Here is a 15,301-nt window from a genome sequence, read left to right as displayed (position 1 = left end):
CTTAAACTAATATGCTATTCATGACACAATATAGCTGTAAAGAAAAAGAAATCTTGCAAAACAAGACTTCCCTTCTAAATATCAAGCCTCCGCTTTAAATGCGGCTGACAATTATAGTTTTACGAAAGTATCTACCAATAACTAGCCAAAATAAAATTAACCCTCTAGATTGGACCAAAATCCATCTAGAGGGTTAACTTAACAGTCTTCTTTTTATTTGATTATTTTATTTATTGGTAACGCGTCCAATGATTTCAGGCTTAAGTACACCAATGTAGCGAAGATTGCGGTAGGCATTCATAAAATCTAGTCCATAACCAACAACAAATTCATTGCCTACTTTTGAACCATAATATTCAATATCAACATCGGTTCGTCTGTTAGTTTCTTTATTAAGTAGTACGCAGCATTTGACACTTTTGGCGCCTCGTTCTTTGAGCAGATTCTTCATATACTTTAAAGTAAGACCAGTATCAACAATATCTTCGACGATAAGTACATCGCGACCATTGACATCAGTCGTAAGATCTGAAATCAACTTAACTTTTCCAGAAGATTCAAACCCATTGCCATAACTGGAAACATCAAGAAAGTCAATTTCTTCTTTAACATCCATTTCTCGTACCAGGTCGGTTAAAAAGAATATTGCGCCTTTAAGTGCACCTACAATAAGAGGATTTTTTCCCGCATAATCTTCAGTTAGCTGTTTGCCTAGTTTAACGCACATTTTATGAATGTCGTTTTCGGTAAACAACTGATGGTCAATAATACTGTTAATATTGTCGTTTTTCGGCATTGATTTACCCTTTACCTTAAAATTTTTGAATTACTAATAGTATCGATTATATCATTTTATGGTTAAAAAAGCAGACTGTTTTAAACTTTTTTTGCCAATAGTTGTCTAAATTACGGACAAAATTATTATATTAAATAAAAATAGTAGGATTAACTGGATATTAACTTAAATTTATAGAGTTATTCCTAAAGTTTTTGTTACAATGAAGAAAGATATTAAATTAAAGAGAAGGCATTTAAATGAAAAAAGAAAAAGAAATAAAAATGCTTAAAGCCTTTGCGGATGCAAATGCGACGTCAGGCTTTGAAGAAGAATTTGTTAAATTGTTCACGCAAACTGTCAAAGATTTTGCTGATATCAAAGTTGATGGTATGCTTAATGTATACGCAGCTAAGAAAGAAAATCAAGCTGGACGGCCAGTAATTCAGTTAGATGCTCATTCGGATGCTGTTGGTTTCATTACTCAGGCAGTCAGACCAAATGGAATGATTAAATTTGTTCCCTTAGGTGGATGGGTAAAATATAATATACCAGCCTTGCGAGTAAAAATCAGAAATAAAGATGGTGAATATATTCCCGGCGTTGTTGCAACAAAGCCACCACATTTTATGACTGAAGCAGAAAGGAATAATGTTCCAGATGTTGCTGATATGTCAATTGATGTTGGTTCATGTTCACGTGAAGAGACCATCAATGATTTTAAAATTGATACGGGTTGTCCAATTTTTGTTGATGTAAAGTGTGAGTATAACGAAAAAACGGGATTATTCTTTGGTAAAGATTTTGATGATCGTTTTGGTGCAGCAGCAATGGCAGATGTTCTTGAAATTTTAAAAGAAGAAGAAACTGACTTTAATGTAGTCGCAGCTCTTTCTAGTCAAGAAGAAGTTGGACTTCGTGGTGCTTATGTGACTGCTCGAGCAGTCAAACCTGATTTAGCAATTGTACTTGAATCTTGCCCAGCCGATGATACTTTTACCCCTGAATGGTTGTCACAAACCGGTCTTAATCGTGGACCGATGTTAAGGGATATGGATACTACATTTTTACCGAATCCTAAATTCCAACAGTATGCTTGTGATTTAGCTGATAAGAATCACTTACCATATACACGTTCTGTTCGGACTGGTGGGGGACAAGATGGTGCAGCCATTTACTATGAAAATGGTGCGCCTACAATTGTTATTGGAATTCCAGTTCGATATGAGCATTCACCATATTGTTTTAGTTCATATCATGATTTTAAAGCTTCAGTAGATTTAGCTGTTGCAATTATTCGCGATATGACTAAAGAAAAACTGAATAGTTTTACTAAATTCTAGAATTAATTTGGTGAAATAATATTCTTTATGTTATACTTTAATAAATTATAGTTAGTCACTAGGGGTGCCACATAGCTGAGAAATACCCTCTGAACCTGAACGGGATAATACCTGCGCTAGGGAAGTGTTAAAGAAAAAATTTAACGTGTACTCCTATTGACTCAAGTTATAGGAGTATTTTTTATGTTTACAAGATCATCGAAATGGAATGTTAAGTCAATCATTTTAATCGCACTCATTGGAATAATTATGGGTGTGGTTTATACTTATGGTTTTAACTGGGCATACAATTTAATTAAGTTAATATTAATTCCAACTGGCTTTGCGCCTGTGACGGATACTGTGTTTACTGGATTATGGTTAATAGCTGCATCGTTAGCAATTTATTTTGTTCCAGCACCTGGTTCAGGAACAATTGGTGAATTATTGGCTGCAATTGTAGAAATGGCTATTGGCGGACAATGGGGTGCAATGACACTAATTTCCGGAATACTGCAAGGTGCAACGAATGAAATAGGCTTTTTCCCTAAAAAAAGTCGTTATCAAAGATTCTCATGGACAAGTGTACTGACAGGGGCAGTGTTTGCGGGCTTGGCTTGCTTTATATCTTCTTATATAATATATGGCTGGAATAAGTTCAGTTTTCAGCTTCAACTGGTTATGTTTATTACCAATTTAATTTCATCAATTGTTTTTGATGGTGTTTTAGTTAAGCTAATTACCAATTTGTTTGACCGTGCGTTAAAGCCAAAAGTCGATTAAACGTTTAATTACAAATAAAAACGAGAGAAAATTTGCTCTCGTTTTTTATTTGATATCCTTACTTAAAATTGAATGAACTTTAGTTGTTAACATGTCAATGGCTACATCATTGTCTCCGCCTTCTGGAATAATGATATCCGCATAACGTTTTGTGGGCTCAATGAACTGATGATACATCGGTTTAACTGTTCCTAAATACTGCTCAATAACAGATTCAATTGATCTACCACGTTCTTGAAGATCACGTTGCAATCGGCGGATGAAACGAATATCATCATCAGTGTCAACGTAAACTTTAATATCCATTAAATTACGTATTTCTTCGTTAGATAGAACCAAAATCCCTTCCAAAATAATAATATCAACCGGATCAGTATGAATGGTTTCCTTGCTTCTGGTATGTTCTTTAAAATCATATACAGGCATTTCAATAGCTTCATAATTAAGTAAGCTGCGTAATTGTTTCGATAATAGCGGGATATCAAAAGCATTAGGATGATCATAATTAATATTGAGTCTAGCACTCATTGGAATCCCTGTATTATCTTTATAATATGAATCTTGTGTCATGATTAAAACATGTTCATTTTCTTGCATCTGTTCGACAATTTTATGAGCAATGGTAGTTTTTCCACTACCTGAACCGCCGGTAATACCGATTACGACAGGTTTTTTAAGTTGAGACATTGAGACACTCCTTTTTATCAAATAACATTTTACTTTACTTTATCAAGAATTTCCAATAAGTACGTTAATACAAATTTTTTGTTTGAAATCGATTTATATATCATAATATGGGAAATAGATAATTTTAAAAACAAAGAGGAATAGTTATTAACTATAATTTAATGCCAGTTAAATATTTTATTGATGTGGTATAAACACATTGTTTTATTACGGATTCTAAAAGAAATTATGTTTCTGAAACTGTGGTAAGTTCTATAATTTAAAAAAATGTGGTATTATATACAATAATAAATGAAAAGACGCATTTAAGATTACGCCTGATTCTTCATATTGAGAGAAGGTAATATTTATGAATAACTTTTTTAATAGTCTTATTTTTAGTAGAATGGTAGGAATTATATTTATTTGTTTATCAGTATATGAGCTTATTAATGCTGTACGGTACACGAATGGTATTTTACACAAAGGGACGGACAATGGATTCTCTTTAGTAGCAATAGGTTATTCTTTCTTTTTCGGTATTATTTTATTGGGGATAGGAATTACAGGTCTCGTTCATCCATTTTAAATTTTTATATTTAGCTGGGCGTAATTCGGAGCTGAGAAATAATTGCACTAATCATCAAAAAAATGGAAAGCGCTATCCAAAAAAGTGATATAAGTGATATAATAGAATAAACTTATGATACATTTAGGAGGAAATATTATTATGGCAGAACAAACAATTATGCTAAATTGCAGTGCTGGTATGAGTACGTCTTTATTGGTAACTAAGATGCAACAAGCTGCTGAGGAGCAAGGACTTGATGTTAAAATTTTTGCTTGTCCAGCTTCAGAAGCTTCACAGCATCTTGATCAAGAAGAAATTGATTGTGTCTTGCTGGGACCGCAAGTCAGTTATATGAAAGATGATTTTGCTAATAAAGTTAAGGGCAAAGGTAAGGACGGAAAAGATATTCCTCTTGGTGTTATCAATATGCAAGCCTATGGCATGATGGATGGCAAGAAGGTTTTGCAACAAGCTCAAGATTTAATTAACGGCTAATTGGGGGATTATGATGGCAGAACAAAAGACAGCTGAACAAAAAGAACAGGAAACTTTGCAAGCAGCGATGGGGTTGATTGCAAATGGTGGCAATGCGAAGAGTCTGGCTTTTGAAGCTATTCGATTAGCCAAAAAGGGCGACATTGATGGCGCACGTGCTAAATTAAAGGAAGCAGATGATTCATTAACTGAAGCTCATAATTCTCAAACTGCGATGTTAACGCAAGAAGCGCAAGGCAATCATACACAAGTTACTTTGTTAGTTGTTCATTCACAGGATCATTTGATGAACGCAATTACTTTTAGAGACTTGGCTGGTGAAATGGTCGACTTATATGAAAAATTGTATAAAGCGGATGCATTAAAATAAAAACGTTGAATAAAAGTTAAAAAGCGAAGTTTTTACGACTTCGTTTTTTTGTGTGTCAAATTAAAGCTCTTTGTCAAATGATGTAGATATTCATAAATATTTTGCTTTCCTGTACTTGGCAGTTGGTTGCTTCAGTATTTTTGAATTATAAATTACTAAAACACATTGCTTTTTTAGCAATCAATGTAATTATACTCCGCTTTAACGCTTCACATACTACCTACTAAACTAATTGTAAAAAGTTATTTTTTATTATATAATAAATTCCAAAACTTGCTTTCATTATAAATAAAAGAGATATGCTCTAACTGGTGGTGATCCTGATAAATAATAGTCATAAATTAACTTATATTGTGATTACAATAATTATATTATTGGGAATATATATTTTTTGTTCTGAAACTTATATCTCTTATGAATTAGATTATCAAATTAATGCAATGATTAAAAATCACGATATTAAAGAAATGAAAAAAGTATCAGATAATAAAAAAATATATTTATTTTTAGTACATCTTAATAAAAATGATTCTTGCAAAAACACTTCTGATTACCAAGGTGGAAGTAAAAATATTTATTGGTATGGTACAGAAATTAAAGGTAAAGCAATAGGGGTTGATATGAAAAAAGAAAATAACTTCTATTGGAAAGTAGATAAACTTTATTTTACTGAAAGGTAAATCATGAAAACATATGCAAATGCCAAAAATTTAATTAAAACAATATTTGGGGAATAGTTAAGGTTAGATCTTGGCATATAAAGATTGGAGAGCCATCAATAATAATGACCAAAAACAAGACTACGATGAGAGAACAGCTGTTAACAGATCATGCCTATAAAGTTGTAAGGATTATTTCACTATGCGAACTCTTGCTAGTTTTAATCTTACCGCTTTTCAAGCTTATGGATTTAAGCGTTGATGTTTTAGGCTTTCATTGGCTAACTTTAGGGGACTTATTTACGACGTTTTTTCAACGCCAACATGTTCTTTGTATTATAAGTATACTTTTAGGTGAGTTATTAGCTCTAATAATTTGTGCTATTCTATTTTTTTATATTATTTGGGCTTCAGGCAACATGGTTTTTGGCAAATAATATATACAAAGGTGTAAGCCGCCCTATTTTAGTTTTTAATTTCACAATTAGACCAATAAATTAAATACAAACAATAAAACTTGGTCATTGTGCCAAACGTGAGTCGAATGACCTTGGGCGATTAGATCACATTTATTGCAATGCTGTTAACAGTTTTGGCAACCTAATTAGTAACTGCGAGGTTAAGGTTTTTAATGTTGAGCAAAAGTTCAATACAATTAAAAAGAGGATATAAGCAAACTACTAAATAGATTTGAAGAGTAGAGTCAATGAATTTTATTGCTGAGGGCTTAGGACCTCTTTTTTTGCCTAGAGAAACCTATTATATAGAATAATCATAGAAACTAGATTAAGATATCTATCAATAGGATGAGCCAAAATTAATAGGTTTATGTAGTTTTAAACCATTAACTGTATTATTTAAATAACTCATCATTAAATAAAAAACAGGAGATAATTTTCAAATAAAGAAAATTATTTCCTGTTGCATTCGCAAAAAATTGTGAGTCTTCTTCAGTCGAATATGCTGGTAATTAATCTAAATCTAAGCCATTAGTAGTAATAACTTTTTTGTACCAAGCAAAGGAATCTTTACGTGAACGACTCAGGTCTCCTTCACCTGCATCATTCTTATCTACGTAGATAAAGCCATAACGTTTATCCATTTGACCAGTACCTGCAGAAACAAGATCAATAGGTCCCCAAGGAAGATAACCCATTAAGTCAACACCATCAATTTCTACGGCTTTTTCCATTTCAGAAATATGTTTTCTCAAATAATCAACGCGGTAATTATCATGAATAGAGCCATCTGCTTCAACTTTATCGTATGCACCAAGACCATTTTCAACGATGAATAATGGCTTATGATAACGATCTGTTAAATGATTTAAGGCGATTCTTAAACCTTCTGGATCAATTTCCCAACCCCAATCGCTACGTTCTAAGGTTGGATTTTTAGCAATGGCTTTAGATAAATCGTTTAATTTATCTGGTTCAACGTTTTTTGCGGAAACAGTAGTTGTTTGGTAGTAGCTAAAACCAACGTAGTCAACAGTTCCTTCTTTTAAGACAATTCGATCTTCATCGGTAATGTCTGTCCGATAACCATTTCTGTTAATATAAGCTTCAACTTCTTTAGGATATTCACCAAAAACGTGGACATCTGAGAACCAATCGCGGCGTTGTTCAAATTTATCTGCCAAGAGAACATCATCTGAAGATGGCGTTAATGGCCGAACAGGTGAATAATTAATCATACAGCCAATTTCGAACTTAGGATTGATCTTGTGACCAACCTTAACTGCTAACGCAGAAGCTACTAATTCATAGTGAGCAGCTTGGTACATGGCTGCTTCTTTTTCTTTCTCACTGAGATTATTAAGAATAATTCCTGAATTTGTAGCCATTAAAAAGTCTTCATTATATGCAGATTGATTATCAATCTCATTAAATGTCATCCAGTATTTGACACTATCTTTGTATCGATTGAAACAAACGGTGGCAAAACGAATGAAGAAGTCAATCAACTTTCGATTGGTAAAACCATTATACTTTTTGACTAAATTGAACGGAATTTCAAAGTGTGAAAGAGTCACTACAGGTTCAATTCCATAATGATGGCAAGTTGCGAACAAATCGTCATAAAATTTCAGACCAGCTTCATTAGGCTCTTCGTCATCACCATTAGGAAAAATTCTGGTCCAAGCGATTGAAGTTCTAAAAGCCTTAAAACCCATCTCTGCCATTAATTTGATATCTTCTTTATAGTGATGATAGAAGTCTATGGCACTATGATTTGGGTAATTCTTTCCTTCAATGACGCCATCGGTAATTTCACGTGGCTTAGTTGCTGACCCCACAGTCATTACATCGGCAATTGACATTCCTTTGCCGTCAACATTCCAAGCACCTTCTAATTGATGAGCAGCAACGGCACCGCCCCATAAAAATCCCTCTGGCATTTTTGCTGAATACATAAGTATCTCCTTTTTATAACTATTATAGATAGCGCTAACAAATATATTTTATACCAATTATGATATATCCATCAAGTTAAAATGAAAATGATTAAAAGATTAGAAATAGCGCTATAATGTTATTAGTGACAAAGCGAGGTATATTCTATGGCAAAACAAAAAGATTACGAACGCAAAAAACAAGAAGATAATATTAAGTATTTGTACTTTAGCCGTTATTTGATGATTCGGTATAGTGTTGTTATTTTTCTATTCACTAATTTAATCTGGCTCTTGATTTTAATACAATATCAAAAATGGTTGGGTATTGTTTTCGCAGGCATAGACACTATTTTATCGGGTATGGCTGCATTTGAGCAGTTGACTAAAATGCACAATCGTAAAGCAGATGTGCCACTGACTCGGCATTATTTAATGATTCAAATTATTTTCAACTGCTTACTGGCAATTATTATCTTTTTGCCAATAAATGATAATTTTTTTCCATTTATTACTACAAGTGATACCCGCTATTTGGTTTTAGGATTGCTTTTTGGTGGAATACTTTTGGCTTATGCTTGTGAGAGGCGAATTCATAACATTCGAATCGGAAAAGATAGATATATCAAAACAATTGATACATTTAAAAAAGTTAAATAATTGTTTGTGTTTTTCAAGAAAACGATTACAATAGTTATATGTAGTATATTAAGGATATGCTATATTGAAGGGAGTTTTAAAAATGACAGAAGCAAATAAGAAACCGCTTAAGGAGCGAATTGCCGCCGCAGCTGGAAAATTTGCGGCAACAAGATTTGTGCGGGCAATTATGGATGCTGGTTACAGTGTGATCTCGTTTTCAATTGTTGGAGCATTTTTCTTAATTTTAACGGTGTTGCCACAGATTATTAAAACACCGGGGTTTGTCAGCTTTTATGCGAATACAATTGGCCGGTTTTCAAATTTATTCCAATCTGTGTATAACGCGACAATGGGAATTATTGCCTTAGTCTTCTCAGGCACCTTTGCTTATTCGTATACTAAAATTTATCATGATGAGGAAAAAATTAACTTAGTCCCGATGAATGGTTTAATGATGTTTTTGATGGGCTTCTTTATCACGGTAGCCGAGTTGGTCTGGAAAAACGGTCGAATGGAATTCGTGCAAGTTTTCAGTAAAACTCAGATGGTTGCTGGCGGTTATGAGGCCAATAACTCGGGTATATATCGGATTGGTGCAGTTGGGATCTTTATTGGGTTAGTCGTAGCTTGGTTGACTGTCCAAATTTATCGCTATACTATTAAGCATAACTGGCAAATTAAGATGCCAGCATCAGTTCCATCTGGCGTTGCTAACTCCTTTAGTGCTTTAATCCCAGCTTTTTGTATTTCTGTAGTTATTGCAGCAATTAACGCTGCACTCGTTATGGCAGGGACTGATCTCTTTAAACTATTATTTATTCCATTTTCCTTTATCAGTGATATTGCTGATACTTGGTGGGGCTTTTTGATTATCATCTTCTTAATTCATTTCTTATGGTGGTTTGGGATCCATGGGGCGACAATTATCAGTTCGTTTTATACGCCAATCGTTTTAGCAAACTTGGCTGCCAACGATAAGGGAGCATATCACTTTTTTGCGGGTGATCCCACCAACTCATTTATTACCATCGGTGGTTCTGGAGCGATGTTAGGTGTTGCTATTTGGTTAGTAATAGGAGCACGTTCAGCTCAATTAAAGGAATTGGGAAAGGTTGAAATTGTTCCGGCAATTTTTAATATTAACGAACCATTAATTTTCGGATTACCGATTGTATATAATATCGATTTAATGATTCCATTTGTTTGTGCACCGCTTGCTTCAGGTATTGTGGCATATTTGGGAATTAGCTCGCATTTGGTGCCAAAAATTATTGTGCAACAGCCATGGCCTACACCTGTTGGCTTAGGTGGTTTTATTGCCACTGCTAGTTGGCAAGGAGGGGTTTTGGCGATTGTGTGTGCAATTGTTGCTTTCCTTGTTTGGTATCCATTCATTAAGCACTATGATAATGTGTTATTAAAGAAAGAGCAGGCAGCAACAGCTGAATAGGGTTATTTAAAATTAAGGAGTTGCCTATAATTTATAGGTGACTTTTTAATTTTAACAAAATGTAGTATATTACTTTATTAAAAAAGAGAGTGTGTTATATATGTTAACCTTTGGTAAAAAATTAAATTTTCGTCCGTTATTAATTGCTCTATTTTGTTGTTTGTTTTTTGGATACCTGTCTAACTTAATACTATTAATGACTTCGGAAGAGTTAGGATGGAATTTTCGCACAGTTATTTGGAGTGCATTAGTGGGGATCTTGGTCTTTTTATTTATTACATTAATTTATTACCCAAATGTTTTGCAGGATGAATTCAATTACTTCACGATTTCTGATCAAGAAATAATATTTTATGATTACGGTAATCGCTATCAAAAGTTTAAGTTATTATTTTTAGGTAATAATGCCCCAGAAAAGCACATTAAACTTGCTGATATTAAAAATGTTCGAATTGTTGGAAAAAATGAAATTAAGAAGATATCATTTCCATTACCTTTTGATATGATGCATATTTATTTTATGGGAATTATTTCAATGCACTTGAATCCATTCGGTTTTGAATTGGAATTAGTCAATGGTCAAAAAATATATTTATCAATCGCTCGAGATCGAATTTATCATTCTGAAGATACGTCTATAAAGGCTACAGAGGCTTTAAATATGATTAAGCAAAGAATGAGTTAAGGCTTGATAAAACCAAATTTTGGTAATGTGTTCGCTTTCTTGTTATGATTAGTTCAGTAATAAACTTAACATGGAGGCTCATAAATGAAATATACTCAAACTAAAGAAATTTTAAACCAATTAGTTGCTGACTTAACTCAGATGCATATGATTGTTCATCAACATCATTGGTATATGCGTGGTAATCGCTTTTTAAAGTTGCATCCATACTTGGATAAGGTAATGGATGAGTTAGCTGATCAATTAGATCAAGTTTCAGAAAGATTAATTACACTTGATGGTTCGCCTGTTTCGACTTTAAGTGAAATCGCTGAAAAGACAAAGATTGAGGATGAAAAGGGTAACTGGAATGAGACAATTGATCAGCGCTATGCCAAAATAATTGCCGGTTACAAATATCTTGACAAACTTTATGAAAAAGGTATTGAAGTTAGTGATAATGAAGGCGACTATTCAACTAATGATATGTTGACAGGTTTTCATACTGACATTGAAAAACGGATTTGGATGATGTCTGGTGAAATTAATCAAGCACCTGAAATTGATCCAGAATAGGAATTTAATCAAAGACAAGTAGTTACTTGTCTTTTTTTGTGTCTTAATTAATCATAATCTTTGCTATAATAAGAATGATTTACGGGTACTTAATTGGTTAGAAAAGAGGGTATGTATAGTGAATAAACAAGAACAAGATAATCTAAAAAAACAAGCGGCAGTCAAGGCGGCAAGTTTTGTTAAACCTGGAATGCGGTTGGGTATCGGTACAGGATCAACAGTTGCATTTTTAATTGATGAATTGGGAAGACGTAAAAAAGAAGAGGGACTAGAACTAGCTAACATTGTTACTACTTCAAGTCGAAGTAAAAGGCAAATGGAAAGTTGGGGCTTCAAAATTGATGAACTAGCGGATGTTGAGCAATTAGATCTGACAATTGATGGAGCAGATCGGTTTGCTGCTAATTTTGATGGCATTAAAGGCGGTGGCGGCGCCTTAACAATGGAAAAAAATGTAGCTGTTAATTCTCAAAAAGTAATGTGGATTGTGGATGAATCTAAATTGTGTACACAGTTAGGCGACTTTGCTTTACCAGTTGAAGTTTTACCAATTTCATGTGAACAAAATTTTAGACGTTTTAAAAATGCGGGTCTAAATCCAGAATGGCGGGTGCAAAATAATAAGCGTTTTGTAACCCATTATGGAAACTTTATTATTGATTTACATGTTGATCCGATTCCAATTCCTGAGGGGCTAGCTTGTTATTTGGACCAAACAGTCGGTGTTGTAGAACATGGTTTGTTTTTAAAGATGTGCGATGAAGTAATTATTGCTCATGCAAATGGTGAAATTGAGGATCGAAAAAAATGATTTATTTAAATAACTATAAAATTTAGAACTAATAATTAAATGGTATTTAAATTCTCACGTCATTTAGGTGATAGATTTGGTATGATAACTTTATAAACTTTTTAAAAGAGGAGAAGCAAATGACTAAAAAACCTGTAATTATTAGTACTGATCCCGGAATCGATGATGTTGTTGCAATTACAATTGCGCTTTTTTCTGGTGAACTTGATGTTAAATTGATTGCTGCAACTTGGGGTAATGTTCCATTGGATAAAACTTTGAATAATACCTTGAAATTGGAAACTTTTTTAAAAACAAATGTCCCCGTTGTTTCAGGTGCTTCCCGTCCCTTACTACGAAATTTGATTGATGCATCTGATGTTCATGGTAAAAGTGGAATGGATGGCTATGATTTTCCTGAACCTGATACAAGTTTGTTGCAATCTAAGCTAGCAGCTGAAGCTATCCATGAAGTTGTAGCAAATAGTCAAGAAAAAGTTACTCTTGTGCAGATTGGTCCGGCAACAGATTATGCACTTTACTTTCGGCAATATCCGGAAGACTTGTCAAGAATTGACCAATTAGTAATTATGGGTGGTGCTATTGGTCGAGGAAATTGGGGTCCATATAGTGAATATAATGTTGCAGGTGATCCAGAGGCAGCACAAATTGTTTTTTCAAGTAATGTTAAAATTTTATTGGCGCCCTTAGAACTTGGTCACCAAGCTTTTGTTACCCAAACTACAATGGAAAAAGTTAAAAAACTTGGTCGTGCGGGTGATATGCTCTATCATTTGTTATCTAAGTTAAATGATAAAACTGAAACCAACGGACGTGAAATTTATGACGCGCTGGCAGTTGGAATGCTGCTTAAACCACAAATGTATGAATTTAAGCCAGCATATGTAATTGTTGATACAAAAAGTCCCAATGCGTATGGTGCATCAGTGATTGACTTTGATAATTTCTTTAATAAGCCTGCTAACGTGCAGGTTGGAGTTCAAGTAGATCAAGTAGCTTTTGCAGAGTGGTTAATTGATGCAATCAGAAAAGTGAAGTAATTGAGGTAAAGCATGGCAGATTTTGTTTATCGAACAGTGATGCATGATATTAAGCAGAACATATTAGAGAATAAGTACGATGGAATGCGTCTACCTGATGAGCGAAGTCTTGCGGAACATTACCAGGTCAGTCGTTCATCCATGAAGAGGGCAATGGAGTTACTTTCCCAGCAAGGCATTGTTTTTAAAAAAAGAGGCAGTGGCACATTTATTAACCCTTTATATTTGAAAAATCAGTCGCTTTTTCGGTATGAGGGATCAAATCTGGGTTTAACAGATAGTTTGAAGGTACCAGGAAAAACTCAAGGAATTAAGTTGCTTAATTTTAAAGTTATTAAGGCATCAGATGCTATAGTTCAGGATTTGTTTTTAAATCCAAATGATTTTGTGTATGAGTTTCGCCGCTTACGGTTGTTAAACAAACAACCTTTTTTGATTGAAACAGGATATTTGCCAATTAAAGTGGTGCCTGAATTGAAACCAGAACATTTAAAAAATTCGTTATTTAATTACTTAGAAGATACTCAAAATAAGGTTGTTACTAAAGCTTTTTTAAATATTACGGTTGAACCTTCAAGTTCTGAGGATCAGAAATGTTTAAGACTTAAGCCAACTGAACCTGTTGGAGTAATGGAAGGAATCTTTTTCCTTGATGATGGAACTCCTTTTGAGTTTTCAAGTATGCGAATACATTATCAATATATGCGATTTAACACCTTTGTTAATTTAGACAAATAAAACAGGCAATTGCCTGTTTTTTTGTTATAGTTAACTATTTATCAAGAAATTGTTGATCATCCATAATAGGTCCAGTATAAAGAAATCTAAGGCTGACACCCTTAGATTTGGTACTTAGGCACCTTAGCAGATGTTGTTGTTTTGAAGATAAATGAAGATGGTGAATAGTAACATATGCCTGAATAAACATTACTAATTTTGTACAATATGCTTGAGGATGGTCGTGAGTATCGAATTTATAAATTACTAATCCGATTGAATCGCGTAATTTCTTGTACTTCAAAATATTTAATTCATTATAAATATTGCTAAAAAAGCTTTGGTAAAATTGTTTTAATATTTGATAAACCTCGTTTAGTGCTTGTTCATCATTTTTGTTATTGCGTAGATACATCTTAGAATCACTTCTTCAAAATGGAAATAATTTGGGTTTTTGGTGAAAATTGATTTTTGATTTCTGGTGGTAAAGAAACATCTGTAATTAGGACATCAATTTGATCAAGAGAAATAGTCATATAAGGAGAAGTATTTTGATTATCGAATTTATGTTTTTCGGCTACTACAATTATTTGTTTAGCCCTAGATGCAGCAACCCGAATAAGTTCTGCATCACTCATTTTAGTAAGATATATTCCATCACTTTTAACATTTGAAGTTCCGATAAAGGCTGTATTGAAACTCATTCGTTTTAATAATTATAACGATGTAACTGAATAATTAAAGCGGTGTTCTTTATCAACTTTGCCACCTAGTAAGCGAACTTGAGGAAGATTTGAACGCATTAACTCAAGAGTGTTATCAATTAAATTAGTAACTATTTGCACATCAATTCCGTTAATGAGTTCACATAATTTTTTTAACGTTGTTGATGGACCGATAAAATCACACTGGTTGGGATGAACAAATTTTTTTGCCTTTTCGTCCATTTTTATCTTAAGTGGTGAATCAATTTTATTTCTAGTCAAAAAGTTAGGGACATCATCACGATTAACAGAAATTAACCCCCATGAACGCGAATGGCTTGACCGGTTGTTGTTAAACGTATAATATCACGCCGTGCTGTATCGAAGGAAACATTAAAATAAGCAGCCAAGTCTTTGGTAACTAGATGATGTTTTTGATTCAAAAGCTGTTTGACTTCATAAAGTCGTTCTTCTTGCGTCATATTTCTTCTCCTACAATTAATTTAACATTTTAATTTGATAAGATTAATGGATTTAAAGCTACCGAGTGTTTAAATTAAGTATTTTTCAGTATTTCGCCATATTAATGCTTAAGTGTAAAAACTATTTATTATGAATTCAACTCTTATTAGAAGTCAATTAGTATAAACACTATCCCAGA

General features: G+C 33.4%; 17 protein-coding genes, 1 pseudogene and 1 riboswitch. Of the genes and pseudogenes, 13 read left to right on the top strand and 5 right to left on the bottom strand.

Translation table 11 applies throughout. From position 1 onward, the window contains the following. Positions 1 to 226 precede the first annotated feature (226 nt). Positions 227 to 796 (bottom strand): hypoxanthine phosphoribosyltransferase, encoded by a 570-nt coding sequence (hpt, locus tag ACYIAQ_RS07030; protein WP_122017841.1) that lies wholly within the window; start codon positions 794 to 796, stop codon positions 227 to 229. A 239-nt stretch (positions 797 to 1,035) separates the two neighbouring features. Between hpt and ACYIAQ_RS07025 the strand changes: the two genes are divergently transcribed. Further along, positions 1,036 to 2,118, top strand: coding sequence for a M42 family metallopeptidase (locus ACYIAQ_RS07025; protein ID WP_483563144.1), 1,083 nt, complete (start codon positions 1,036 to 1,038; stop codon positions 2,116 to 2,118). A gap of 50 nt (positions 2,119 to 2,168) precedes the next feature. Next, positions 2,169 to 2,258: riboswitch (TPP riboswitch) on the top strand. A gap of 43 nt (positions 2,259 to 2,301) precedes the next feature. Next, positions 2,302 to 2,880, top strand: coding sequence for an ECF transporter S component (locus tag ACYIAQ_RS07020; protein WP_483563145.1), 579 nt, complete (start codon positions 2,302 to 2,304; stop codon positions 2,878 to 2,880). A gap of 45 nt (positions 2,881 to 2,925) precedes the next feature. Here the strand turns inward: ACYIAQ_RS07020 and udk are convergent, their stop codons facing one another. Then, complete coding sequence (gene udk / locus ACYIAQ_RS07015; RefSeq protein WP_122017844.1) at positions 2,926 to 3,567, bottom strand: uridine kinase; 642 nt, start codon at positions 3,565 to 3,567, stop codon at positions 2,926 to 2,928. A gap of 709 nt (positions 3,568 to 4,276) precedes the next feature. On the opposite strand from udk, the gene ACYIAQ_RS07010 reads away from it, so the two are divergent. The 4 genes from ACYIAQ_RS07010 to ACYIAQ_RS06995 all read left to right on the top strand — a co-directional run bounded on the left by ACYIAQ_RS07010 (position 4,277) and on the right by ACYIAQ_RS06995 (position 6,078). Continuing rightward, positions 4,277 to 4,612 carry a PTS sugar transporter subunit IIB gene (locus tag ACYIAQ_RS07010; RefSeq protein WP_122017846.1) on the top strand — a complete coding sequence of 112 codons (336 nt, stop codon included), beginning with the start codon at positions 4,277 to 4,279 and terminating at the stop codon, positions 4,610 to 4,612. A gap of 10 nt (positions 4,613 to 4,622) precedes the next feature. Continuing rightward, positions 4,623 to 4,982 (top strand): PTS sugar transporter subunit IIA, encoded by a 360-nt coding sequence (locus ACYIAQ_RS07005; RefSeq protein WP_483563146.1) that lies wholly within the window; start codon positions 4,623 to 4,625, stop codon positions 4,980 to 4,982. 311 nt (positions 4,983 to 5,293) lie between these two features. Beyond that, complete coding sequence (locus tag ACYIAQ_RS07000) at positions 5,294 to 5,662, top strand: hypothetical protein (RefSeq protein ID WP_483563147.1); 369 nt, start codon at positions 5,294 to 5,296, stop codon at positions 5,660 to 5,662. Between the two features lie 104 nt (positions 5,663 to 5,766). After that, the gene (locus ACYIAQ_RS06995) at positions 5,767 to 6,078 is read left to right on the top strand and encodes a hypothetical protein (RefSeq protein ID WP_483563148.1); all 312 of its coding nucleotides are present in this window, start codon (positions 5,767 to 5,769) and stop codon (positions 6,076 to 6,078) included. Between the two features lie 533 nt (positions 6,079 to 6,611). On the opposite strand, the gene ACYIAQ_RS06990 is transcribed toward ACYIAQ_RS06995, so the two are convergent. Further along, positions 6,612 to 8,057, bottom strand: a complete 1,446-nt coding sequence (locus ACYIAQ_RS06990) for a 6-phospho-beta-glucosidase (protein ID WP_483563149.1) — start codon at positions 8,055 to 8,057, stop codon at positions 6,612 to 6,614. Between the two features lie 147 nt (positions 8,058 to 8,204). On the opposite strand from ACYIAQ_RS06990, the gene ACYIAQ_RS06985 reads away from it, so the two are divergent. The 7 genes from ACYIAQ_RS06985 (at position 8,205) to ACYIAQ_RS06955 (ending at position 13,957) form a co-directional block, all read left to right on the top strand. After that, on the top strand, positions 8,205 to 8,696 hold the full coding sequence (locus ACYIAQ_RS06985) for a PTS cellobiose transporter subunit IIA (RefSeq protein WP_483563150.1): 492 nt from the start codon (positions 8,205 to 8,207) through the stop codon (positions 8,694 to 8,696). An 82-nt stretch (positions 8,697 to 8,778) separates the two neighbouring features. Then, positions 8,779 to 10,128, top strand: coding sequence for a PTS cellobiose transporter subunit IIC (gene celB / locus ACYIAQ_RS06980; RefSeq protein WP_483563151.1), 1,350 nt, complete (start codon positions 8,779 to 8,781; stop codon positions 10,126 to 10,128). Between the two features lie 100 nt (positions 10,129 to 10,228). Further along, positions 10,229 to 10,813 (top strand): hypothetical protein, encoded by a 585-nt coding sequence (locus ACYIAQ_RS06975; RefSeq protein WP_483563152.1) that lies wholly within the window; start codon positions 10,229 to 10,231, stop codon positions 10,811 to 10,813. An 84-nt stretch (positions 10,814 to 10,897) separates the two neighbouring features. Then, positions 10,898 to 11,368 carry a Dps family protein gene (locus ACYIAQ_RS06970; protein ID WP_122017854.1) on the top strand — a complete coding sequence of 157 codons (471 nt, stop codon included), beginning with the start codon at positions 10,898 to 10,900 and terminating at the stop codon, positions 11,366 to 11,368. A gap of 118 nt (positions 11,369 to 11,486) precedes the next feature. Continuing rightward, the gene (gene rpiA / locus ACYIAQ_RS06965; RefSeq protein WP_483563153.1) at positions 11,487 to 12,179 is read left to right on the top strand and encodes a ribose-5-phosphate isomerase RpiA; all 693 of its coding nucleotides are present in this window, start codon (positions 11,487 to 11,489) and stop codon (positions 12,177 to 12,179) included. Between the two features lie 119 nt (positions 12,180 to 12,298). Next, entirely contained in the window at positions 12,299 to 13,219 is a 921-nt protein-coding gene (locus tag ACYIAQ_RS06960) for a nucleoside hydrolase (RefSeq protein ID WP_483563154.1), read from the top strand. A gap of 12 nt (positions 13,220 to 13,231) precedes the next feature. Continuing rightward, positions 13,232 to 13,957: a GntR family transcriptional regulator gene (locus ACYIAQ_RS06955; protein WP_122017857.1), complete on the top strand. Its 726-nt coding sequence runs from the start codon at positions 13,232 to 13,234 to the stop codon at positions 13,955 to 13,957. 34 nt (positions 13,958 to 13,991) lie between these two features. On the opposite strand, the gene ACYIAQ_RS06950 is transcribed toward ACYIAQ_RS06955, so the two are convergent. Further along, the gene (locus ACYIAQ_RS06950) at positions 13,992 to 14,351 is read right to left on the bottom strand and encodes a bacteriocin immunity protein (RefSeq protein WP_483563155.1); all 360 of its coding nucleotides are present in this window, start codon (positions 14,349 to 14,351) and stop codon (positions 13,992 to 13,994) included. 7 nt (positions 14,352 to 14,358) lie between these two features. After that, positions 14,359 to 15,122: pseudogene (locus tag ACYIAQ_RS06945) on the bottom strand (DeoR/GlpR family DNA-binding transcription regulator). Positions 15,123 to 15,301: the final 179 nt, after the last annotated feature.

This window comes from Lactobacillus sp. X-49, assembly GCF_057063645.1.
The sequence above is the reverse complement of the archived record's forward strand: the minus strand, read 5'-3'. Positions and strand labels throughout refer to the sequence as shown.